Source organism: Salipaludibacillus neizhouensis (assembly GCF_002886185.1).
GTDB lineage: Bacteria > Bacillota > Bacilli > Bacillales > Salisediminibacteriaceae > Salipaludibacillus > Salipaludibacillus neizhouensis.
In genome coordinates this window covers 1887930-1911509 of sequence record NZ_KZ614146.1, presented here as the reverse complement: position 1 = coordinate 1911509, position 23580 = coordinate 1887930, and the positions used below count along the sequence as shown (strand labels likewise).

The 23580-nt window shown below is 36.3% G+C and carries 15 protein-coding genes and 1 pseudogene; 2 read left to right on the top strand and 14 right to left on the bottom strand.

Going from position 1 to position 23580, the window contains the following annotated elements; all coding sequences use genetic code 11:
* Positions 1-733: 733 nt before the first annotated feature.
* The 7 genes from CEF18_RS08870 to CEF18_RS08840 all read right to left on the bottom strand — a co-directional run bounded on the left by CEF18_RS08870 (position 734) and on the right by CEF18_RS08840 (position 7750).
* Entirely contained in the window at positions 734-949 is a 216-nt protein-coding gene (locus CEF18_RS08870; protein ID WP_110936130.1) for a hypothetical protein, read from the bottom strand.
* 219 nt (positions 950-1168) lie between these two features.
* Positions 1169-2074: a hypothetical protein gene (locus CEF18_RS08865; protein WP_110936129.1), complete on the bottom strand. Its 906-nt coding sequence runs from the start codon at positions 2072-2074 to the stop codon at positions 1169-1171.
* A gap of 130 nt (positions 2075-2204) precedes the next feature.
* Positions 2205-4112 carry a copper resistance protein CopC gene (locus tag CEF18_RS08860; RefSeq protein ID WP_110936128.1) on the bottom strand — a complete coding sequence of 636 codons (1908 nt, stop codon included), beginning with the start codon at positions 4110-4112 and terminating at the stop codon, positions 2205-2207.
* Positions 4113-4194: 82 nt separating this feature from the next.
* Positions 4195-4887 (bottom strand): urease accessory protein UreH domain-containing protein, encoded by a 693-nt coding sequence (locus CEF18_RS08855; protein ID WP_110937638.1) that lies wholly within the window; start codon positions 4885-4887, stop codon positions 4195-4197.
* A 170-nt stretch (positions 4888-5057) separates the two neighbouring features.
* A complete protein-coding gene (gene resA / locus CEF18_RS08850; RefSeq protein ID WP_110936127.1) occupies positions 5058-5582 on the bottom strand; it encodes a thiol-disulfide oxidoreductase ResA in 525 nt (174 codons plus the stop codon).
* 197 nt (positions 5583-5779) lie between these two features.
* Entirely contained in the window at positions 5780-6943 is a 1164-nt protein-coding gene (locus CEF18_RS08845) for a F510_1955 family glycosylhydrolase (RefSeq protein ID WP_110936126.1), read from the bottom strand.
* A 93-nt stretch (positions 6944-7036) separates the two neighbouring features.
* Entirely contained in the window at positions 7037-7750 is a 714-nt protein-coding gene (locus CEF18_RS08840) for a cytochrome c biogenesis CcdA family protein (protein ID WP_110936125.1), read from the bottom strand.
* Positions 7751-8073: 323 nt separating this feature from the next.
* Between CEF18_RS08840 and CEF18_RS26415 the strand changes: the two genes are divergently transcribed.
* On the top strand, positions 8074-8286 hold the full coding sequence (locus CEF18_RS26415; protein WP_223292278.1) for a hypothetical protein: 213 nt from the start codon (positions 8074-8076) through the stop codon (positions 8284-8286).
* A 480-nt stretch (positions 8287-8766) separates the two neighbouring features.
* Here the strand turns inward: CEF18_RS26415 and CEF18_RS08830 are convergent, their stop codons facing one another.
* The 6 genes from CEF18_RS08830 to CEF18_RS08800 form a co-directional block, all read right to left on the bottom strand.
* On the bottom strand, positions 8767-9249 hold the full coding sequence (locus CEF18_RS08830; RefSeq protein ID WP_110936124.1) for a DinB family protein: 483 nt from the start codon (positions 9247-9249) through the stop codon (positions 8767-8769).
* 336 nt (positions 9250-9585) lie between these two features.
* A complete protein-coding gene (locus tag CEF18_RS08825) occupies positions 9586-10836 on the bottom strand; it encodes a YeeE/YedE family protein (protein ID WP_110936123.1) in 1251 nt (416 codons plus the stop codon).
* 509 nt (positions 10837-11345) lie between these two features.
* Entirely contained in the window at positions 11346-16592 is a 5247-nt protein-coding gene (gene pelA / locus CEF18_RS08820) for a pectate lyase (RefSeq protein ID WP_110936122.1), read from the bottom strand.
* A gap of 1189 nt (positions 16593-17781) precedes the next feature.
* Positions 17782-19650 (bottom strand): squalene--hopene cyclase, encoded by a 1869-nt coding sequence (shc, locus tag CEF18_RS08810; protein ID WP_110936121.1) that lies wholly within the window; start codon positions 19648-19650, stop codon positions 17782-17784.
* Positions 19651-20050: 400 nt separating this feature from the next.
* On the bottom strand, positions 20051-20743 hold the full coding sequence (locus CEF18_RS08805) for a TVP38/TMEM64 family protein (RefSeq protein WP_223292277.1): 693 nt from the start codon (positions 20741-20743) through the stop codon (positions 20051-20053).
* Between the two features lie 230 nt (positions 20744-20973).
* Positions 20974-21594: a flavodoxin family protein gene (locus CEF18_RS08800; protein WP_110936120.1), complete on the bottom strand. Its 621-nt coding sequence runs from the start codon at positions 21592-21594 to the stop codon at positions 20974-20976.
* 447 nt (positions 21595-22041) lie between these two features.
* Here CEF18_RS08800 and CEF18_RS08795 point away from each other — a divergent pair, with 447 nt between their 5' ends.
* Complete coding sequence (locus CEF18_RS08795) at positions 22042-22728, top strand: Crp/Fnr family transcriptional regulator (protein ID WP_110936119.1); 687 nt, start codon at positions 22042-22044, stop codon at positions 22726-22728.
* Between the two features lie 194 nt (positions 22729-22922).
* Here the strand turns inward: CEF18_RS08795 and CEF18_RS08790 are convergent.
* Positions 22923-23362 (bottom strand): annotated as a pseudogene (locus tag CEF18_RS08790) (OsmC family protein).
* Positions 23363-23580 lie beyond the last annotated feature (218 nt).

Below are 23580 nucleotides of genomic sequence, written 5' to 3'. Positions count from 1 at the left end.
AAATTTGATGAAACTGTGATTATTTTAATTTATTTTGCAACTAAAACAGTTTTCAGACTGAAAATAGTCCTTTTTTCAATGAAATATCTACAATGATCCAAAACTGTCTTATTTTTAACATTAAAATTACGATAGATAGAAGGATTTTAGAGGGGAAGGATCAATATAGATCATGGAACCTTTCCCTCTTCCTGTTTTAATTTATCATAAACTTAACATTCTCCAACTTCCAATGACAGATAAACCATGACATTATCTTTCGCATTGTCGTGAGGCTGGGTAGTTCTCCGAAATACAGATGGTGTAGATGCTCAACCCAGCAGAAATGTAAGAAGAAATGATCAATATATTTTAAACGGATTCGTGAAATGATAGCCAGTATTGAGCTAATCTGAAATAGGAGGGGCAACCATAGAAGGCGTGTTTAGGGAGGAAAGGTTAATTAATCGAGGCAGCCTTTTTGGCTGTACCCCTTCTAGTTTATGAGGATATTAAAGTATTATTCTGTATAACAAAGTTTTATAAGATCATTTATCTTCTGAATTTCTTTATAATCACAAGACTTATCCAACATTAGTACCTATTCTTCCATTAGTGGCCTACCTATAGTTAAAATCTTTATTATTCAGATTAACTGTAGATATAAGATTCCTTTAATAAAAAGAGGAAGACCTTTTAATGTTAGCCTTCCTCTTCTCTACATATCATGAAAATTTTATTCTTAGGTAATGCCTTAGTCATCATAGGAGGACATAAAATCTTGACAGCCATCTATCATTTCTTGTCCTTGAGGAGAGTTCATAGCTTCCATCATATTAGACATCCCGTTTCCATTAATCATGTTCATCATTCCATTCCCTTCAATCGGTGAAGCAAAAGCTGTACCTCCGATAACCAAGAAAGCTGCGAGAACAAATGACATGAGTAACATTAACTTTTTATTAAGCATTTTGTATTTCCTCCTTTCAGTTATCTATCAATATACTCCATAGATGTGATAAAACTGTGATGAATGAAAACATTATGTTTTTATTATACTTGTTAAAAAGAGCATGACCTCGTATCAAAGTTTTAAAAGGTTAGCGGTTCGATCTTTTTTTCCTCATCCATTGACTTATAAGTATTCAAATAAATGTGGATTTATAGCATTTTCACAAGTCTACGTTATTCACTTCGGTGGTATTCTCTGATTTGCCACTTCCAAATTTATGCGATTTCCAGTATAGATAACGCAAAAAACCATTAAGGATAGAACGGCCATTTGCATGACGTTAATAAACAAACCCGATTCGTTAGTGATTAAGCGTAAAAGTGGTTCTGCAGTAGCCGAACCAAAAAATAAGATGAGGATTGGGTAAATAACTGGAAATGTACAGCAAGCAAAGGAAGTTAGTGTTGCAAAAACACCGGATCCAACCGTAGAGGTTGCTGTTTTCATGCTTAACCTCTTTCTCAACTTCCAGTAGTAAACCATCAAGATAATAGTAATACTAAACATGGATGTTATTGTAACCATCATAAGAACAGCTGCAAGTGAGATGGTTCCGAACAGATTGACAGTTGGGAACCAAAATTCGATACTTGGCCAAGGGGATAACGGACCATAGGTTTGAGTAATTTCAATATACCTTTCAAGTGGTACAAGATCCTCAGAAGAACTAGTGACCGTAACCATACCAGAGGTGAATGTATAAACAATACTGTAAATAAAAATAACTAATATAAATATATTTCGGTAATACTTTCTTTTAAGAACGGAACGTAGATAATCGCCTGTAGCCATGAAAACCACTCGCCACAAAGCAATAAGAGTTAGTGGTAAAAGTACGAAACCAATTTTGTATGTTATATTAAACAAATCGTTATTAAAGTGATTGGAAAGCCAGTTTTGGATGAGAATTATTAGCATCCATGCAAAAAACATATTAAGTACAGTAAAGGATCTAAATGTCCATTTATAATTGTTACGACGAATCCCTGAGTAAATAAGTGTAAACCAAATTGTTAAGGTAATAAAAGCTGCTAGGATAGTAAAAATGATATTTACCCAGTTTACTATATCGATAGAATTCATGCTGTTCACCTTACTTATCCCGTATTTGTATTTATTTTCTGTTTCATTCATTTAATGATTATTCTTTATTGAAAGACTGTATATTGCACCATCAAATCCTCACAAAATATTCTTCATTGCCCCAATAAGATCAATTACCCATTGTTTCTCCCGGTACTTGAATAATATAAGGGATTTCAACTATGTCACCTCTGGAGGTTTTTACTGAAATATTAAGATTCATTGTGCCAGGAGCGTGCAAAAGTGCTCCAGTAACTTGAAACCTCCCATCCCCTAAATTAAATGCTCGTTGCTCCCTTTCATAATCAGGTGGCATAGTTAATACAATATCTACACTTTCAATGGATTGTTCCGTATCAAATTCTAATACCATATCACCGTATCCGACTTTAAAAGGGGTGATGTCTACTGTAACACTGACATCATGATCAGAAACTAATTGGCTTGGATAAATGCCTTGCTCTGCAGTTCTTGGTGAAGAGCTCATTAAAGAAGCGGCTAAAAAAATAATAATAACACCAATAATTATTTCTGTTTTAGTTCTCAATAAAAAACTAGAAGTAAGCTGTTTTTTTGAGTGCAGGAAGTACCTTTGCAGTAAACCAATCAAAAGAATAATTACAAAAAGAATTATTTTTAATAACAAGTAATTCCCCCAATTACTAACCATAAGACTTTCTAAACTAAAGGAGGGAAGGTATAGTATAATCATTCCTAGCCCGGATAAAGAAAGGGAGATAATACTTAAAAAAGCAAACTCAGAATAAAGTTTCCCATATTTTTTTAACCATACGATTGGATTATCTTTAGGTATCATAATTAATAAAGCAAAAAGCCCACCAATCCAGATAGCTGATGCGAAAACATGTATTAGATCGAAAAAGATAGCGTAAAGGCCACCATGACCAGATAATGAGGAATGTCCTGAAACAGACCATAATACAATAACTGAACTAATAACTATTAAACGATATTTTATGCGCTTAATCCAATAAGCAGTTACTAGAAGAATGAATTGAGCGAAAGTTAACCACATGAACTGGAAGGTCAAAAGTTCATTAAAAGGTACACTTTCCAACTCTCTAAATCGTAATACTAGTAATAAAATAAACCCTATTAATGCTGTTATATAAAACAGACGTACCATTATGTTCCATCTTTGGAGATATTCTGCTCCTTTTGATATAAACAGCTGGAAAAACATCACTCCAAATAGCACAAAAACTCCAACGTACGATAGCCATTTAGCTGTTTTATTGAATCCAATATTATTATCTACATTATCAATAGGAACTTTTGAGTTAACAATGGATGTTACTTCATTAACGGCAAAATAAAATATCCCACTATCTCCCCCATTTTTCCCTTGTGTATACCAGTTTGCTTGATATGTTCCACTTTCTAACTGTTCATTAAGCTCAATAATATAACTTCGTGGATTTTCAGGATTAATATATTCCTTTTTAATGTCTATTGGGTTCATTTTGTCGTTAAATAAACCAAATAAGACGTCACTGTCATTTTCAATTTCACCTGTAAACCATATTTCAATTTTCTCCGGTCTTTTTTTGATTAATGCCCCATCATGAGGAATTGTTTTTTCAAATTGTAGATGATTTTCAGTTTCAATTTGAACTTTTTCTTTTTCTTCTATCGACTGTGATATTTCAAATGTGAATTGTTCATTTAATTCATGGCCATCTATGGCGACAACATTTATAAAAACAGTATATGTACCAGGTGACAAATCATCGGGTATGGGTACAAACACATTTTTATTATTATTTTCTAAAGTGGGTTCTTCTATTTTAATAGAAGTTCCTTGTGAATCTTTCAATTGAATAGAATCAGTATATAGGTTAATAGGTACTCCAAAACTGATTTCAATTTTATCAGGAATATCCTCTAACATTGACATAACATCTGGTTTGATTTCTTCAATATCTGAATGGGCCTCAACTTCTGTAGTAATGAATGAGACAGAAAAAAATAAAGCTAAAATCATCCATATTCCCTTGAAATAATTCGTTTTTCTCACTTTTAAGCACTTCCTAGTTTTATAGAGTAGGTAGAACAAAGATTTATATGATAGGGTTTGTATAACTTTTGGTCACCATGAATTACCAAAACGTCATAATGTCTAATATACCAATTACGATCATGACTCCCCCTGCAATACTTTGTACCACTCGTCCTATCCTTCTCCCTTTTTTTAATATGGAACCTCCAGCTCCCAGAAACCAAATCACAAAAATTACTATGAAGAGCGGAATTGCAGTGCCTATCGCAAAAACACCTGGCAATATCACTCCATAGTGAGTTGAAAAAGTAACTGGCATGAGTAACACAAAAAACAAAATGAACATTGTCGGGCAAAACCCAAGTGAAAAACTAAAACCGAGCATAAATGCGCCCCAGTTCCCTTTTCTTTGTCCCTTGTTTCCTCCTGACTCTTGATGTTTCCATAGCTTCACTGTCCACTTCATTGTAAAGAAACCAAGCATATAGAAACCTATTAAAATAAGCAGTGGGCCTAGAATCTTCCTGATCCATGGAAAGTATGGTGTGAGTTCTCGTTGGAATTCTTGTCCAATAATCCAAACGATGCTTCCTAAAGCTGTAAAAGCAACAATTTTTCCGAGTGTATAAAAGAGAGTGTTAGACCAAGAAATTCCTTGGTTAAGAGACTTCGACCCGTAGAGGGTGATAGCACTAATATTTCCAGAGAACTGACACGGCGCTAAAGCACCAACCAGACCTAGTACCAAGGCGAAAAATAGAGGAATTGATTCCATACTGTTTGCAGCATTCATAAAAGGTTCTCTAAAAAATGCACTGACTTGATCTACTAACTGATAAAACACACTACTCCCACCTTTGGGGGTTGATTTTTGAATAGTTATAACAACGATGGTAAATCCCTCTTATTTAATAGAGTAAAGTGTACCGCGCTCTTAAAATGATACCTGCCACATACTTGTTATTACTTTGGAACAACTTTTTCCAATGCTTCAACTACTTCTGCTTCCGTTTTGCCCCCAACTTTACGTTCTATAACTATACCTTCTTCATCTAGTAATAATGTATGAGGTAGAGCAGTGACACCATAAGCATTACTTACAAGCATGTTACGGTCAATTGGATTGGGATATGGTACTTGGTGTCGATCAATAAAACTTTGGACTTGAACCGACGATTCATCTACATTCACGGCAATAATTTCTACCCCTTTTTCTTTATATTTTTCATAATGTTCTTTTAGATACTCCATCTTCGCCGTACAGTACTTACAGTAAGTAGCCCAAAAAGTTAAATAAACACCTTTACCCTTATAATCATCGAGTTCAAATTTGTTCCCATTTACATCTTTAAGAATAAAGTTTGGCACAACATCCCCTGTGTCTACTAGTCCTCTTTCTTCTGTAAATTGAAGAAAAAAAGTATATCCAATTGCCAGCGTCATTACAAACAAAATTGAGGCTCGAACTATTAATCTACGTTTCTTCATTTTATTCTCCCCTTGAAAGCTAACTTATTTATTGTGAAATTATAACGATAATTTGTGATTAAATTGTGAAGATCTTATTCTTAATACAGTCGGTCCAATACCTACTGAGAAGGTTGGGCAATCTATGAATTGTCACTTAATAAAAATGCGCTTGAACCCATTAGGCCCAAGCGTTTTAACAAATTTACGTTTTCTTACTATAACTCTGTCTTTTCGGCACTACCCTTATTGACAATTTTCGTCCATGTGTCCCCGCTATCTTTTGTGATATAAATATCCTTATTTAAAGTGGAAAAAACATATTCACTAGCATTTTGAGGGTTTTGCCTCACGTAGGCAATAGCATCATCACTATCTAATGAAGGAATGCTGAGATGACTCAGGTTATTATCAACTAAACTGATTGACAATAATTGCCCAGGCACAGCTACCAATAGGGAATTGTTATGATCAAAGGATACAGCTGTTGCTTTTTCATTTTCGAGTAAAGGCTCAAATGAATTGCCATAGTCCGTAGATAAAAAGACTCCACTATCAGTGCCAATTGCGACTGTCCCTTCTTCCGTTGGGTGAGCGGTTAATATAGAAGCTTGTCCAACTAACCCTTCTAGTTTACTTTGATTCCATGTTTTCGTTTCATCCGTTGAATAATAAAACCCTGGTTCAGGCATTCTTGAATTTGGTTCCGGATTCAATACAAAAATATCTTTTGTGGTGTATCCTACTGTCATCCAGTGGAAATCTATTTCTTTGTATAAATCAAGTGTTTCTAACGTTTTTCCTTTATCAGTACTTTTTAAAACTCCAAAGGGATTTGCCATTTTTGAACCAGGAGCTGGATGTCCACTACTATAGAATCCATCTTCCACCATTGAAAAACCCATATAGTCATGTTGTTCACCTTCTGTTTGACTAAACCATATACCATCTGAATATACCTTTAAGCCATCATGAGAAGGAACATAAATCTCCTGTCCATTATTCGTATAGCCTAAGCCGTGGATATGCGTAAATGTAACATTCTCAGTACTCTCGTTATTAAGTAAGAATCCAAGAGTAACTGCCGCTAACAAAGGGATAAAACTAATGAAGAGAACTGATTTTGATAACTTGTTTAATTTATTTCTTTTAACACTTTCTTCTTTCTTTTGCATGTTTAGTCCATTCATTTTCTTTTTTAAAGCGTACCAAACTAAGAGAAGTACGCCGAATAAAACTAAAGATCCAATCATTCCATTTTTGAGCATCGTATTCAATAGAAGCTCTTGTTGATGTTCTTCTTCTGTTCCGTGTGCTAAAACATTAAAAGGAATGGCTAACAAAGTTAAAACCATAGCAAAGCTGTATAGTAAGTGTTTCATTTATTCTGCCTCCAACAAATTTTGTGTTTTTTTCTTTATTTAATATAAATGAAAGATGTGGTAGAAATGTGATAAATAAAATTTTATCACACATTAAAAACCTGTGAAGCCGTTGAATACATTGTAAATTAAAAATGATGATATTTTTGACAACCAATCAAAGTATAAAATGATCCCCATGATGATCATCATGTACCCGCCAAATTGGACAATTTTATGAGTATGTTTTTTTATGAAGGATAATTTCCCAATAAAAAAAGTCATAATGAAAAAAGGAATTGAAAATCCAAGACTGTAAGTAACCATATATAGTAGACCAGACCCCGGATTTGCGACACTTAAGGCAATAACTGAAGCTAAAATTGGTCCTATACAAGGTGTCCAACCAGCCGCAAAACCAATACCAATCAAACTTGAACCAAGGTATCCAGTTGGCCGATTTTTCAATGTGATTTTTTGTTCTTTCATTAAAAACTTTGGTTTTATTAAACCCAGTATTACTAATCCAAAAAAGAAGATGGTAATTGCTCCTATTTGACGGATAAAATCGTTATACTTTAAAAAATATGTTCCAATAAACGAAGATGACATCCCTAACACGATAAAAATGAGGGAGAATCCTATTAGAAAAAGGAGAGTGTGAGCAACAGCTTGTTTATTAAATGCTTTGCCTCCCTCTTTTAATTGGTCCGTTGACATCCCTGTAATATATGAGATAAATGCAGGGTATAAAGGAAGATTACAAGGAGAAATAAAAGATAATAGTCCAGCACCAAATGCTAATAATAGTAGTGTTACGTCATAGATAGTGTTACCTCCTCAATACTTAACCTCTTAAATAATTCCAAAGCATACTCAAAATCATATAATATAAATGTGATGAATCTATGAAGAATAAGACATTAAACAGAATAAGGCGAGTTACTAATAAATGGTATCCCCTCCTACATACGATTGTCATACCTTTAATTTACATAGTAACGTGACCAATTAGGTCCAACAAAAAGAAATAAATAAATCTCTGAATTCGCATTTATATGAACGCTTCCCCAATTGTTTAATATTGTAAAGGCAAAAGAGCATAATATAAAGACATAATATATGAAGTTTTTACTAAGGAGTAGCAGTCTATGTTGCAAACGATTTCTTGGTATATTCCATTCTTTTTTACAGCATCACTCTTGATTTTAACAGGGTGTTTTGGTGACTGGGGAAACTGGAGGAAATACTATCCGACAATTCTTTTTATCGTATTAGTTTGCCTTTTTGCCTATGCGTTAACGTATGATCAACCACTGTGGTTATATCATGGAATTTTCTTGTCTCCAAACGACAATGAATGAATTACGGGTCGCTTTTCTATCACTTCCTGCTATCATATTACTTTACCTTTCACTCTATCCATATGCCTCAAAGATTTATCTGCAAATAATTTATACTATTATATTTATAATTCTCGGGTCGATATTTGAGTTTTTATATGTATTTCTTGGAATTATTACATTTCATAACGACTGGCATATGTGGTGGTCAGTTGCTACATGGGTTGTCATGTTTCTGGTAACAGCTATCCATAATAAAAATCCCCCGTTTGCATGGATCATTTGCGTGATTTTCAGTGTGATTATTATTATTTATTTCAATCTTTCTTTATTCGAATAAACTCTGGATAATAATTAAAAATTGTATTAATCGAAATAAGATGCGTTTGAAATCACATATTTAGAATGAAAAACAGCAGAAATGAACCTTTCAGTTCATCCTGCTTCCCTTCATCAGTTAACTATCTGTTTTTATTGACGAATAAATAAACTGATCACTGTCTAAGCCTGCGTTAAGAAGCTTTCCATTTGCTCTTGATGGTGCATGTCGTGTTTTGAAAACATATCGACGAGTTTATTCGTTGTGAATGTTTCTTCGGATCCCCTTATCTTAAACGTCATCTGATCGTCCAAAGACATGATTTGTTCAATTAACAATTTACGACTTGTGATAAATCCTTCTAAAATCCGCGATACCTTGCGACCTTCAAGGGAAGCTATAGCTGCTCGGTTATACACTGCAGGATACGGAAAGGGCGGCAGCGACGCGTCCTGAGCCAAACGAGGAATTACTGATTCCATCAAGTAGCTGTCCCAGTAGTATAAGTGTCCGATGATTTCACGGATTGACCATTTTCCGGACTTTATGGGAACTGTCAGCATTTTTGCATCATAACTTTGCAAATGTTCTACATAGGAAAGCATGTTTCGCAGCGATTCTACTTCTGTTGTCATTTTAACTTGATCGTTTCTATATGTACTCATATTGTTTGATTTCTCCTTCCGGAACTTTTTTATTTTTCAAGTTCAACTTTGGCTATACTTTAGCATAAAAGTACCCCTTACTAAAACCATCAGAAAATATTCCTTCACGAATAATTACTAGCAGCAAATTGACTTCATTGATGATGGACACTAGTCTTCCCCTTATCTTAGCAGATTTATCTAACAATCCTTGATTATTATTCTTCGTTTTAAATAAAAAATCGATAAACTATAATGTTTATGCAAAGAATATATGAAACCTAAACGATACATTATCCTCTGTTAATAACAAATCACCATGCGATTATTTCGCATGGTGATTTTTATCCTCATTCCTTAACAAAACGAATCTTTTGATTTTGGAACGGATAACCCGAATAGTGGTCTAATATATAATGCAACAGAAGTCCCTGCTAGTGCTAGGATTCCCCAAATATAACCATGAAGACTAAATGACGCAATGCCGCCGAAATACGCGCCAATGTTACAACCGAAAGCGAGACGGGCACCATAGCCTAACAACAATCCTCCAATGACAGCCGCTGCTACATTTTTGAGATTAATACTAGTAAACTTGAAAAGTCCACCTGCTGCTGAAGCAAGGAATGCTCCAAGAATAACACCTAAGTTCAGTATAGTAGTTGAATCAGCAAAAATGGATGATTGCAGTGCTGCTTCATTTGCACCTTGCCAATATCCCCAACTAGCGACATCAACTCCAAAAAACATGAGAACTTTAGATCCCCACAATGCAAAAGCAGAAGTAACCCCCCATGGCGTACCACGAGTCATTAACGTTAAAGCATTAAGGACCGCAAGTGCAATCGCTGCTGCGAACAATGGCCATGAGCCGCGGAAAATCCTTTTCCAACCTCTTGTTGACGGTACAGGTGCCATTTTTGGTGGTTTTCTCTTTTTCTCTATAATGATCGTAATGCAAGTGATAAGACCAAATAATGCAATCGATAAGGCCCAAGCACCACCATAACCGAGTCCTGTAGATGTTGCTAGAGAAACAGGTTCAAAGGCTGGTAAATCTTCGGTCCAAAATGGTAGATGATAGGCTCCTATTGTTGAACCGACGATAAAGAATAATAGTGTTATAAACATAACAGTACGTCCGCCTCCAACTGCATACAGCGTACCAGAAGCACATCCCCCTCCAAGCTGCATCCCTATTCCAAATAAGAAAGCACCGACTAGAAGACTAACACCTAATGGTGCCACATATCCGCTGACTCCTCCACCAAAGAAGGAATAACCAAATGCTAAAATTGGAGCAAATAATGTTACCGCTACTGCTAACATTAGCATGTGTGAACGTATAGCCTGCCCATTTCCAACAGACGCAAGCCTGCGAAATGCCGAAGTAAAGCCAAAGCGAGCATGTAGCAGTGTGTAACCAAGCAGCACGCCAATAACTAGTAACAAAGGTTGAGCAATAGTTTGTGTGAATGCAAGATAACTCAATAAAATTGCCGCAACAACTAGACCACCAATGATTAGTGACTTTTGAGGTTTATTTAAATCAGCACTTTTTTCCTGAACTGGATCTTTTACTTCATCTATAGGTTGAACCTTAGTCATTTAAAACACCCTTTCCCGATAAAAATAGGTTGAATTACTTTTATTACACTAACAGCATCACGATATGGTGTCAAAAAATTGAATTTAAAGACTATTGCCCGTAATATTTATGGTCATGCTATGTTTGATTAATATCACAAAATGCAACAAGCTCCCCTGTTTCTTTAAAGCTTGTCACCAACGCTCCACAAAAAAAATTCCGCCCTACCATCTGTACCAACTAAAACATACTTCTTTTTTCTTACACGATTATTTTCGGTATTCAATATCCTTCACTCCCTCGCTCATTATCAAACTAACTTTACATATGTATCCGCATACCTTCAATGATGCTTTTTTATTTTAGTGAAATTACCGTTTAATTTAGACTTGGTTTTTTTTGCAGATTGACAGTATATTGATTAGCTCATATGGCACCACTATTACCTCGCCCCAGGATGTGGAAAAAGTACCAAAAAGCCTCTAAGAATCTATTCTTAGAGGCTTTTCTTCTTGGTAAAGCTTTTGGCTTAGTTATAGTCAGAAATAGCATCTTCAATCCGGACCAATTCCCCGGTTTCCAATGTTTCACCTGCAGCATTATACGAGTTGTCGCCTACAATTTTGACGTAAACGCGATTTTCGTAATACCCTGTAGTCTTGGCAACTTCCAACAGTTTCTCAGGCCAGTTCCCTGCCCAACGGTACCCGTCTCTTCTTTCTTTCTCGATTTCAAGGATGCTGTTTTTGATAACACCATCACGACCCGAAAAGATCGGATTGTTGGTTTCAATGTCGTAAAAGCGGTACCAAGTAGTGCTTGATGGATCCGAATAGAAGTATTGTCCTTCTGGGTCACCCGACACGTATTGTGTCTCTTCAACTTTACTCGCCTCAAACCAGTTCAAGGCGCCGTCAATTGCCTCTTTTACATCTTCAGATGGATTAGGCAAGGACATCAAATACTGGACAATTCCTACTGATTCTGAACCGGAAATAGATGGATGTTCATATATACGTGCTTCTAGGGCTTCGTACGTTTCGGGATCATGCTGTGCACACCAAGCAGTGAGCTCACCGTTCACCTTTATTTGAGATTTCAAGATGTAATCTAACCCGCTCTCTAAAGCATCTCTGGTATCCTTAACAAAATCTTCATTAACAAGATCTGAGTTAAACGGATAGTTCTTTTGATTGACCATTGTTAGCAGATTCATAACGCGAATCATCGCATTATCATTATACGTAACATAGTCAGAATAGCCTCCTCTTGCTGGATATGCCTGTGCCCAGCCACCACTCTCATACTGGGCTTCCAGCAAATAAGCTAAGCCTTTGTGAACCGATTCTTTATAACGTGTATAGCCTGTTTCTTTATACATCACTGCGAGGAAAAGAAGCTCATTTATTGTGGCGTTATTATCAATGGTTCCTAATTCACCATCTTCTTTAGTGTACCACCCAGATTTTGCTTCTTGGCCATCCCATTCTCTGTTGTATTTGTCTTCCATGTTTTTATACCATCCGCCATTATCCAACTGCCAAGTCAATAGATATTCAGCCTGCACAATATCTTTGTCTCTATCACCAGAATAGTAGGCTACCTTTAGGTAAGGAATGTTATGAGGATTGTCAGTGTTCGGTCTCGTTATCGTTGCGTCATTGTTTAACGCCTCCTTTATTTCGATGATTGCCACTGTCTTTCCATCCTTAACCTGTGTTTTCGTATTCTCAATTGTAAAGTTTGAAGTAAGTTTAGGGTTTAGTTCAGACCAATTACCCATTGCCGTTTGCAAATCAATATCACTTGGATCAAAATCCTTAAGCTTGCTGTTAAACGTCACTTCAATGGTATTCGGATTTGTAGCTTCTGCTTTGGTAATTTTTACAGGTCCAGGTGGTACCGCATCCCCCTCAGGAACAACGTTAAAAACAACGGGGGCAGATAGGTTCCCTGCAACATCTACTGAAGAAACGGTGATTTTATTTAACCCAGATTTAAGGTTCAATTTCGTATCGAACGTTAAGTCAGTAGAGACATCCACTTCTTCTCCATCAACAAGAACCGTTCCTTTTTCACTCAATTTTCCGGAAACCGGGTAAGGATTAAACTTCGAATTGTAGTGATTCCCATTTTTCTCACCTTCAAGTGGATCTAATGTGACGATAGGCGATTCGTTGTCATAAGTTACCTTTAGCACTAACGGAATAGCTAGGTTGCCATCTTCATCAATAGCCTCTACCGTAATGATGTTCACTCCAAGATCCAACTGGATCGTCGTGCTAAAGCTAAAGTCTGAATGTAATGGGACTTCTATTTCATTTACCGTTAAGACTGCTTCATTATCCAATTTACCTGAAATGGTAAAACTGTCTTCTTTTACAAATGTGTCATGTTGATCAACGGTAATAATTGGCGGAGAGGTTTCTGTTAATGGGATGATGCCAATACGTGTGACATCCCAATCGTCATTACCCTCGAGTACATTTTGGACGGTATACTGATTTGCTTCCTCAGGTGTCAACTGCTTCGTCCATCCATCACGTTCTTTTGGATTTGCTCCCGGACCTTGACTATTATATTCAGAATATCTAGCTGTTTTTTCATTTGATTCATCTCCCCAGTTGTCCCAGCCATCTGGGGCAATCGAGGAGTCGATATGTGTATTAATAAAAGAAACAGCAGAATATGGTCGCCACGGTCTACCAAAACCTACATTTTCAATCCCTTCATCCGCTGTGATTTCGGAATTTAGAAAGACATAACCAAATTCCCGATCTTGGGGTGTACTAGCAGCTGTTAACATCCCTTTATCTCGTTTACTGTTAATTTGGCAGCTATCAAAAACAGCCGTTGCTGCACCGAAAATGAAATCAACATCTCCTTCGATGTAACAGTCCTTATAATAGTGTCTGCCATCATTTGTATACAAGGTATCTTGATACCCTAAAAACTGTACGTTTTCAAAATAGGCTCGGTCACCCCTAACATAAGCAGCTACGGCTTGACCAGTCCCTTCTCCTGAATCGTTTTGGAATGTCAGGTTTTTAGCAATAAAATCATTCGCATAAATGAAAATACTTGAGCTTTTCGATGTACCTATCGGGTTACCGTCTGAACCAAGTGTGTTGGCATTGTCATCATAGACAAGAACGGCTCCTTCTTTACTTTCACCGACAAAACTGAGATTTGTTTTGCTAGCTGGCACGGTCAATTTTTCACGGTATTCTCCGTTCTTAATATATATAACCTCACGCTTGTTGCTGTTATCAGGTATAGAATCAATTGCCGCTTGAACGTTCTCAAAATCACCACTGCCATCCTTAGCTACAACAGTCACTTTTGCCGGGGTTACAGCTACCGGTTCAGAATTGTAACTTTCTCCATGTTCATTAACGGCTGAAACTACATAATCGTAAGTCTCACCATTTTTTAAGTCTACATCTTGAAAACTTGAACTATGAACATTCGATGCAATCACCTTCGAGCTTCCACTATCAAATGCTCCGCGCTTAATAGTATAGGAATCAGCATCAGTTACTGACGGCCAAGTCAATACAACCTGAGAATTGCCAGCTGTTACCTCAATATCTGCTGGAATGGCCGGTATTCCATTCTCTAGGGTCGGAACAACTCTTACCGATTCGGAATTCGCGCTTGTAGTTGTCTCATTTTTAGCAGAAACAACATAGTAATACACTTTACCATTTGTTAGACTCGTATCAGTGTAGTCGGTCCCACTCACACTGCTAGCAACCACATCATATGATTTTCCATTTTCGGTACTGCGCTTCACATCATAAGATAATGCCCCATCGTTCGAATCCCAATTAATCGTAACCTTTCCTTCAGCAGCGGTTGCTGTCAAGCCACTTGGGGCTTGTAACGGTGCCACTGGCATCACTCGGATTTCCTCTGAATCCTCACTCTCTCCACCGATATTTTCAGCTGTGACAACATAATAATAATTGATATCGTTATCTAAACCGAAATCCCTGTAATTGGTTTCTTCAATATCAGATGCAACTGTGGTATACGGACCACCAGGATCTGTACTTCGCTTGATATTATATGTTTCTTTAGGTCTCGTCTCACTCTTATCAATGCCAAGTGCCCACTTGACTGATTCGTCAATAAGCTTCCAACCCTCTACAGTCATAACATCTTCCTGCCCAGCAAAGAGGAATGTGGAAACTTGACGTGCAGGGACGGTTTCATTCTGAACATTTTTCGAACCTTTCTCATATGCAAAAATCGCTGCTTTTGTGTCATCATCAGCAACAGTAGCAATAATGGTAGCATCCTCACTTGGAGTCCCAAAATTGATTTTCCCTACTTGACTGTAGACCTCTACCATGCCATTTAAGCCTGCAGCAAGCGGATGGCTACTGTCCGCAATCTTAATTGCAGTTTGATTTTCATAGCTACCAAACATTCCTTGCTGATCATTGCTTAAATTTACATCATCTAATGCAAAAGGTTCAGCATACACCACAGGTACAGTTGAAGTCTTAAATTTATCTCCTATAAAAGCAGAGCCTGACGATTCGCCGACAAACACCAGTGAATAGCCTGATTCATCTCCGGATACCACCTCAGAATCAAGTGTTAATGTAACGGAAAATCCAAGTAACTCCAAGTGTTTGATCGTTTTCTCATCAGCCTTAACTCCAGTCCCGACAAATAAGATGTCCCTACCTTGACCAAATGAACCCCAGCTTAAATCAATTTGACTATCGCGCGGGATAACAGATAATCCAGATGGTGAAGCAGGAGGATTTGGAATAACAGTTGGAGTGGCAATCACTTGATTGGAGTTGTTACTCTCACCAACTGTATTAACCGCACTCACAACATAATAATACGTCTCATCATTTACTAAATTGCTGTCCACGTACCGAGTTTCGGATACACCAGACTCTACTACTTCAAAAGGACCGCTTTCATTGGTACTACGCTTAATGTTATAGGAAGAGGCACCTTTAGCAGAAATCCAATTTAATTCTACCTTTTGGTCACCAATCGTAGCGCTTAATCCCTTAGGTGAATCCGTTGCCTCCACATATACTTGAGCATTGTCCCAATATATATCCCCTACTGAAGAACCTGCCGTTTGGGCCTCGATTGCATTTAGGCTTTCCACCTCTTCATAAAAAGGAATGTTTCCTACATACATATCGTTAATATAGATATCAGATGTCGCATTATTGATATCAGCTAAAATCTTAACATGATACCATTGATACGATTCTAGTGGAATATTTTCACCTTCATAGATGAATTGTTTCCAGGAACCGTCAGACCCCCTGTAACCGAGATTACCACCAGATACTTCAAGGATAATTCCTGATTTTCCATTCTCCTTGTCTTCTAGACGAATCGGATAAGAATTACCTATTGCTTTTGGCTCCATTATATCTAATTCTGTAACAAAGCTTCCTGTTTGCGGTTCAAATGTTTTCGTTACGATTGTTCTTGCTCGCTTAGATTCTGGACCATCATTATCGAATACTCTCAATGCATTAGTCGACGCATTCCCGACTGAATCTCCAGGAACAGAGTCAACATACACAGCACTGGTCTCGTTTGTCACCCCATCTGCTGATGCAGTTTGATTATATCCTTCAGGAAGTGTTGCAATGGTTTCATTTTCATAATCATCATTTATTAAGTTAGCCAAAGACGGCTCCTCTGCAGCGTATACCGAGAGAATACTGCTCGGAAAATAAGAAATCAAAAGAACAATAATCAAGAAAAACTTCGCTATTTTCTTCATACATTTCCTCCTTGTTTTTAGTTTCATAAAGTTTTGAGTGGATGTAAAGTAGAAGTTGTTAGAAAAGTGTTAGATTGTAGCTTTTGGTTAGGAGTTAGCTTTATAGAAGTTTGAATATATGTGAGGTCTAAGAAGTTATAACGATTACTGTTGTCAGTAGAGTCAGCAAGCTAATTGCCGTTTCCCATTAGCGTTACTATGGTCTCGTGGATGGATTCTTAGTTTACCAATTCTTATAAAATTCCAATTGATGAATATTTTTACATCGCTTTCATAAATCAACTCCCTATATTAAATTTCCATAGTCACAGATTTAATGACTTGGATATAACAACGTTGTTATTAAAATTGTAATCGCTTCCAATATGCAAATCAATTAATCTAGAATTTTTATGATTTTATGAATATTTGTTTAGTTAAATCTATTAAAATATTATAAAATCTCACGTAAACTAGTCTAAAGGTCTTAAACCTTTTGCCTGTATATATTTATTCAAAGCTTTCCCTAACCCTTTTACTAGGAATCCAAACTTTTCATTTATCCTTTGTTATCCACCTATTTAAATTTTTATAATAAAATCAAAGATGATGAGTAGAAGATAGAGGTGAAATTTATTTGGAATTGATTAGTCGTAACCCCCTCAATTTGATAATATTCTATTAAATGTTTAATACTTTCAATAGCTGCAGAATCAATTAGTATTTTCATATACATATCCTCACTTCTTTGAGAAGAAAAAAGTAACTATATTTTTAAGAAACACAGTGAACTATTAATATTAAAACTACTTGACCACCATTAAAGTTTATTAATTGCCCTGATTTTCTGCATTAGATCTGTAACCACAACGTTTAAGGAGACAGCTTGAATAAGCTGTCTCCTTTTTGTTTATGATAGACTAACTATATTTTTCAGTTCCGGACTTAATTGTCATTCAACAAAACTTGTAGCTTTGAAATGAAATAAAGTTTGATCAAAAATACCTGACAACCCCATATTTTACGATAAATAAAAACACTGAACTGATATTATGTATTTTGATCTTTTGATAGGATTATGGTTGGTTACTTATTCTTTTGTTGTTATTTATAAAGGGTAGAGGGGACAGAAAATCTCCCCCATCGAAACCGGAAAACAATTAAATTTTTAAATAAGTTTCAGTTTATTATCCATCATTTTACATATATTTCACAAATACTTCTTCCGATAATGGCTTAACGTAAGGAGAGGCCAAATGTAGCGATAGCTATGGTAATGAATATAAAAGGCACCAGGAATACCCGCTCCAGTTGGATACTCTGTTTTCCAATTAGATTGATGAACACTATCGATTAGTTGCATGATTCCCTTGTTTATGGCATTTGTTGGCTGATCGGCAGCAGATATCAGTGCATCTAAGGCCCATGCTGTTTGAGAAGGAGTACTAGCATGAAGAGGCACATACCTATTGTAAATATCACTCAGGCAGGACTCTCCCCACCCCCCATCTTTGTTTTGTATGGATTGTAACCAGTTTACACCTTTGTTAATAGAACGGTGGTTTTTTCTGATTCCAACGGCTGTTAATCCTGTAATAGCCGCCCATGTTCCATATATATAAGAAATTCCCCACCGTCCATACCATGAACCATTTTCTTCTTGATTTTTGACTAACCATTGAATCCCCCATTGAATTTGTGGATAAGCGGTGTTGAAACGCACATCTTTTCCAAGAAACTCTAATGTCCTACCGGTTAGGTCGGATGTGGAAGGGTCAATAAAAATCCTTTCGGCTCCATCAACTGGTAGTAGTGATATTAGAAAGTTATCTGTGTTTTTTTCAAACGCAGACCAACCTCCGTCATTATTTTGCATCGATAAAACCCATTGCACTCCTCTCGACCAATTATTTGCATAACTTGGATCAACACTTGGAAGATCTTTTATCGCTCGTAAAGAGGCCGTTGTATCATCGACATCGGGTAGTATCGTATTAATGTCCGAAAACCCCCAACCTCCAGGTGTTGTATTGGAATTATTTAATGCCCAATCTCCGTATTTATAGTGCTGTCTGGATAAAAGATAGTCACCAGCTTTTACTATCATCGGATCTATAGGATTAATTCCAGCCTGTTGCAGGGAATCGCTAATAAGCGCAGTATCCCAAACAGTGGAAGTACAGTTCTCCAAATGGTAGCCATCCTTTGTTTGACAAATGAGATTTTTAGAGCCTTTCATCGCTTCTGCTATTAAAGGATCATTTTTGGAATGGCCTAGCGATAGCAGAGCAAACACCATAAAAAAGGTAGCCACAAAATAGCTGTATAACGTTCCATCAGGTTCAATGCGACTTAGCATAAACTGTTTCGAGTTTTCAAACGCAAGACTGCGAAGATTTTTCGGAAAGTTAATGAGTTTGTTTATTTCTTTTTTTACAGTGGTTAAGAGACCTCGAGATAATTCAGAGGTCTCTTCATTTAGCTGCCTTTGAACAATAAGATCAGATAAATCAGGAGTTCTACTTGATTTCAGGTGATATTTTAAATTTGAGGTAATAAGGATCGGTACAATATTTACCCGGGCATAGCCGACAAAATCATATAAGCTAATTGGAGAAGATCGTGGTAATAAAATGAATTCTATTGGAATTTGTAAATGGATAGGCCATGGTAATTGACCGGTTAAGGAAAGCATCACTTTCGTCAATTCTTGAGCATTTGTTAGACCACCATTTTTAATAATAAAGGATTTAGCTCTAACCATAAGCTGATCCTGTTCATCTACATACCCTGAATATTGTAATGCAAAATAGGCATCTATAGTTGCGGAAAGATTCCCATCTGTTTCGTCTTTAAATAATTTCCATGCGCCATTTTTATTCTGAATTGCAAGAAGTCGATTGACAAGAATTTTAATGAGTTCTTCATCATCGTCATGTAAAGATCTTAATAAAATAATCATATAAGCATCTGTCATAGGGCCAGATTCAAAGCAGTAGTGCCAAGAACCATCTTCTTCTTGGGCTGTTCTTAATACGTTGGTTAAATATTCTATAGTGTGATGAATTTTTTTTTCCATTAGCCACCTCCTATACATAAAGGTATATTAATAGGACGGCTATTATGCATCTCTTTCTAATTGTCAGAAACATGATATTACCCGCTGAATTAATGAATAAAAAATTCTCATTTGAAATTATATCTATTTTAACTTCAAAAAAGGGAAAATAGAGTGCACACTTTGCATTTTTATCGTGTTTAGAGCGGGGATATAGTATTGATTAACTTCCTCATTCTTCTTTTCAGCACGATAGTCCTTTATATATGCTAAAATTTCCTTGAGTACCAAGCGTCTACCGAGGATTGCTCTATCTGAAATTGTATGATATCGAACTACTCATCCACACAGCATAGGTCTTTTTTATAAACTGTCCATTTTATAGGTTACAGTTCATATGGAGGGTATACTAAATTTTAAATTACTTTTTTCTCATTTTTCGTTCTAACCATGGTTTAAGTGCCGTTCCTGCAATGGCTATAACAGCGACAGCCACAAACGCCCACACGATCATCATTATGGACTCCGTTGAATGTTCTCCCAAATAGGAATACAACATAGTAGCCGGTGTTTGACCAATCGCTGTACCAATTATATAAATCCTAAATTTCATCTTTGTAAAACCAGCAGCGTAACTGACGATACCATATGACATAACGGGTACAATTCTGCTGATAACTATAGCGTACATTCCATAGCGCACAAAAAATCGATCGGACCAGTCCAATGCTTTTCGATTAACCAGTTTTTCCACAACAGGTCTTCCTAGTGTTCGAGCTATATAAAAACATAGTGTTGCACCAATCAGTGCGCTCGACCATGAAAGTATCCCTCCCCAAAATGCTCCAAAAATAAGACCATTAGCAAATGTGGGAATGAAAGCTGGTAAAGGTGCAATCAGAACAGATAAAACCATTAACAATGCAGATATTACAGGAGCCCAAACACCGAAAGTCAAAAGATAGTTTTTCACGGTTTCTATATCGCCATGGGATAATTGTGTGATAGCTTCAAAGATAAAATTACGGAAGTTCTGTGACAATGCATATAAAGCGAATAATAGAATCATCAATAAGGCCAAGACATAACTATACTTTTTCCGGTTGTTAACCAAATCTATTGCCTCTTTCTATCCGTTCTGAATTCTAGTATGAATATTTTAGGATACACTAGTGAAGGAAAAAAGAGTGGGTATGACCACTCTTTTCGGATTATTGCCCTATACGGACTGCTTTTTAAAGAAGTTGATGTTCATGACTTTTTGATAAAATGAGCGAAGTCATTAACAGGTAATTTTATACTTTATCAATTTCAACTGTTAACAAAGTAGTTATCCTAACAAGTTTAATTCGTATTTCCAATTGCAGGTATTGGGTGTTTATGAAGCATTCGTGCAAAATGCAATAAGTTATAAGACATTACCTTTGTGTTTTTATTGGTAAATTCGTTATCTTTTCCGCCTTCTATATATGAGGGTCCTGGACCTGCTTCTCCAACCCAATATGCATCAACGTTAGGAGGAACGGTGAAACCAATATGTTGCAAGCCATACAAGATGGACTTCGCCGACTCTTTCGCTCCATCTTCGTTACCTGTAACAACAGCGCCCCCAACTTTATTATAATAAATCGCCTGCCCTTTTTCATTTGTTTCCGCGCTAGACGCATATAATCTCTCCACCACAAGAGTAGAAATGCTACTTTTTTCTCCAATCCAAATTGGAGTTCCAATAATAACTATATTAGCAGAAAGTACTTTTTCCATAATTTTTGGCCATTCATCTCCATTTCCCATGTCTGGTGCCATTCCCGGCGAAACTTGGTAATCGGCGATACGGATTTCTTCGGTTTCCGTGCCCTCTTTATTCAACCATTCGGCAGCTTTTTGTAACAAACTACTCGTATGTGACTCTTCTTCACTTGTCTTTAAGGAACAATTTAACATTAATGCTTTCATTTTAAACATCCTTTCTATATTTTATAGAGCTTTGATATATGTTACCGCAAAATAATTTATTGATCTGTCCAAACTTTAAGACTAGTTCAGGAAACAGCCTCTATAAGCATGCTCCCATTCCGGCTCTGTTAGAAGATGTTATCAGGCATCACGCATAGGCTTCGGTTACATAAAAGATTGTAACTGTCGTGATGTATGTTCTTTAACCTGAATTCAGTTGCCGTAAACACTCATAAAGATAAAATGTAAGCTATCTTACGTTTTATCTTTATGAGTTACGAAATAAATTATATATTTTGGTGGGTGTCTCTTATTCCGTTCTCACTTTTCTTCTTTGCTTATAGATAATGAGGTACAATACGAAGAAGATAGTTTTAGATACACTCATTTTTTCTTATGTAGAAATAGTATTGTTATAAATATAACTAATAACTCTGGAAATGAGAGGGTACGATCATGGATAAACTAACACTCCTATCTAATATCAATATTTTTGAAGAACTTGAAATGAAAGAATTACAGTTGATTGATCGAAGTAGTACAATGACTCCTGTAAAAAAAGGGACATTAATCCTTTCTCCTGATAAACTATTAGAAGTATTATTTATTCTGAAAAAAGGACAAGTTCGACTGTATCGAATAAACTCAAGCGGAAAACAGTTTACGACTGATATATTATTAGATGGAAATATATTTGGTGAAACGGAAAACTTAATGTTAAGTGACCAAGAGACTTATGCCGAGGCCATGACTGACTGTAATTTATGCACGATGAATAAAGAAAAGTTTGAAGATTTTATTGCCTCACACCCCCCTGCCGCACTAAAGCTTATCGAAATATTATCCAATCGATTAAAAGAAATTTATGAAATTAGTGAAAAGATTGCCCTCGGTAGCGTTCGCTACAGATCATTGTTTTTACTGATGAAAATGAGTGAAAAAAGTGGTCTGCGTGAGAAAGAATGGCAATCCATTCGAATGACACTTACACACGAAGATATTGCAACTATGGTAGGATCTACAAGAGAAACGATTACACTGCTCATGAGTAAACTTCGTAAAGAAGGGCTTGTGAAAAAAAGTCTGTTTGGGTACTCAATCAAAGCTGACGAGATCACTAGCATTTTAAATAAAGAAGAATAGCTTTATTTCTGTAATACAAAAGAATCCCCTTCCTCGATCTTCGGAGGAAGGGGATTTTTGACTGAAGAGTTACTTCCGTCATAGCGAATGAAAGTGGTATGATTTACTTTTATTCAACAATCATTAAGCGCTTAATCTGCCAAAAAGAAGGACTTTTTGACCAAGTTTTGCGTTGTGATAGAAATATTTTTTATTTATGCTTTTGTCCAATTAGCCTCTAGCTCCACTCCAGCAGCTTTTAATGTTGTATAGACAGGACAACGTGCATCTGTTTTTTCTTTTAACTCATCTATTCGATCTTGAGATTCACTTGTCGTTACTTTTGCATGAACAGATACTTTTTCAAAATAAGGGCGTACATCTGCCTGTCCCATTAGACCTCGAGGATCCAATTCACCATTTACATCAAATTCGATGGACTTTAAATCAAATTCCATTTCTTTTGCAACCATATTGGCAATCACGTTTTCACAGCCTGCTAATGAGGCGAGTAAATTTGATAGTGGATCTTGTCCATCATCCGTACCACCCATATTAGGTGGTTCATCTATAATAATTCATGTTGCTTCGCCTTCAGTGTTGATTTCATGTTCTTTGTTGTACCAGTAACCTGGAACGTCATTTTATTACTCATATTAATATTGCCTCCTTATTATCTTATATTGAATGGGTTTCCGGAAACGATCATATTCAAACGTAAGCTAGCTTACGTTTAGGTTTCTGATGCATGAGATTAGCTTTTAAATCTCTCTCATCATTATTTTTAACTTTTGAATACTACAAAATTGAAAAAGACACCAGTACCAATTTCTAGGGTAACGGTGTCTTTTGCTATGATTATTGTCCTTCAGT

What these genes read in the sequence shown, in the direction of transcription:
- CEF18_RS08870 (WP_110936130.1), bottom strand. Translation starts at nt 949, where the DNA reads ATGCTTAATAAAAAGTTAATGTTACTCATGTCATTTGTTCTCGCAGCT.
- CEF18_RS08865 (WP_110936129.1), bottom strand. Translation starts at nt 2,074, where the DNA reads ATGAATTCTATCGATATAGTAAACTGGGTAAATATCATTTTTACTATC.
- CEF18_RS08855 (WP_110937638.1), bottom strand. Translation starts at nt 4,887, where the DNA reads ATGAATGCTGCAAACAGTATGGAATCAATTCCTCTATTTTTCGCCTTG.
- resA (WP_110936127.1), bottom strand. Translation starts at nt 5,582, where the DNA reads ATGAAGAAACGTAGATTAATAGTTCGAGCCTCAATTTTGTTTGTAATG.
- CEF18_RS08845 (WP_110936126.1), bottom strand. Translation starts at nt 6,943, where the DNA reads ATGAAACACTTACTATACAGCTTTGCTATGGTTTTAACTTTGTTAGCC.
- CEF18_RS26415 (WP_223292278.1), top strand. Translation starts at nt 8,074, where the DNA reads ATGTTGCAAACGATTTCTTGGTATATTCCATTCTTTTTTACAGCATCA.
- CEF18_RS08830 (WP_110936124.1), bottom strand. Translation starts at nt 9,249, where the DNA reads ATGAGTACATATAGAAACGATCAAGTTAAAATGACAACAGAAGTAGAA.
- CEF18_RS08825 (WP_110936123.1), bottom strand. Translation starts at nt 10,836, where the DNA reads ATGACTAAGGTTCAACCTATAGATGAAGTAAAAGATCCAGTTCAGGAA.
- pelA (WP_110936122.1), bottom strand. Translation starts at nt 16,592, where the DNA reads ATGAAGAAAATAGCGAAGTTTTTCTTGATTATTGTTCTTTTGATTTCT.
- shc (WP_110936121.1), bottom strand. Translation starts at nt 19,650, where the DNA reads ATGGAAAAAAAAATTCATCACACTATAGAATATTTAACCAACGTATTA.
- CEF18_RS08800 (WP_110936120.1), bottom strand. Translation starts at nt 21,594, where the DNA reads ATGTTTAAAATGAAAGCATTAATGTTAAATTGTTCCTTAAAGACAAGT.
- CEF18_RS08795 (WP_110936119.1), top strand. Translation starts at nt 22,042, where the DNA reads ATGGATAAACTAACACTCCTATCTAATATCAATATTTTTGAAGAACTT.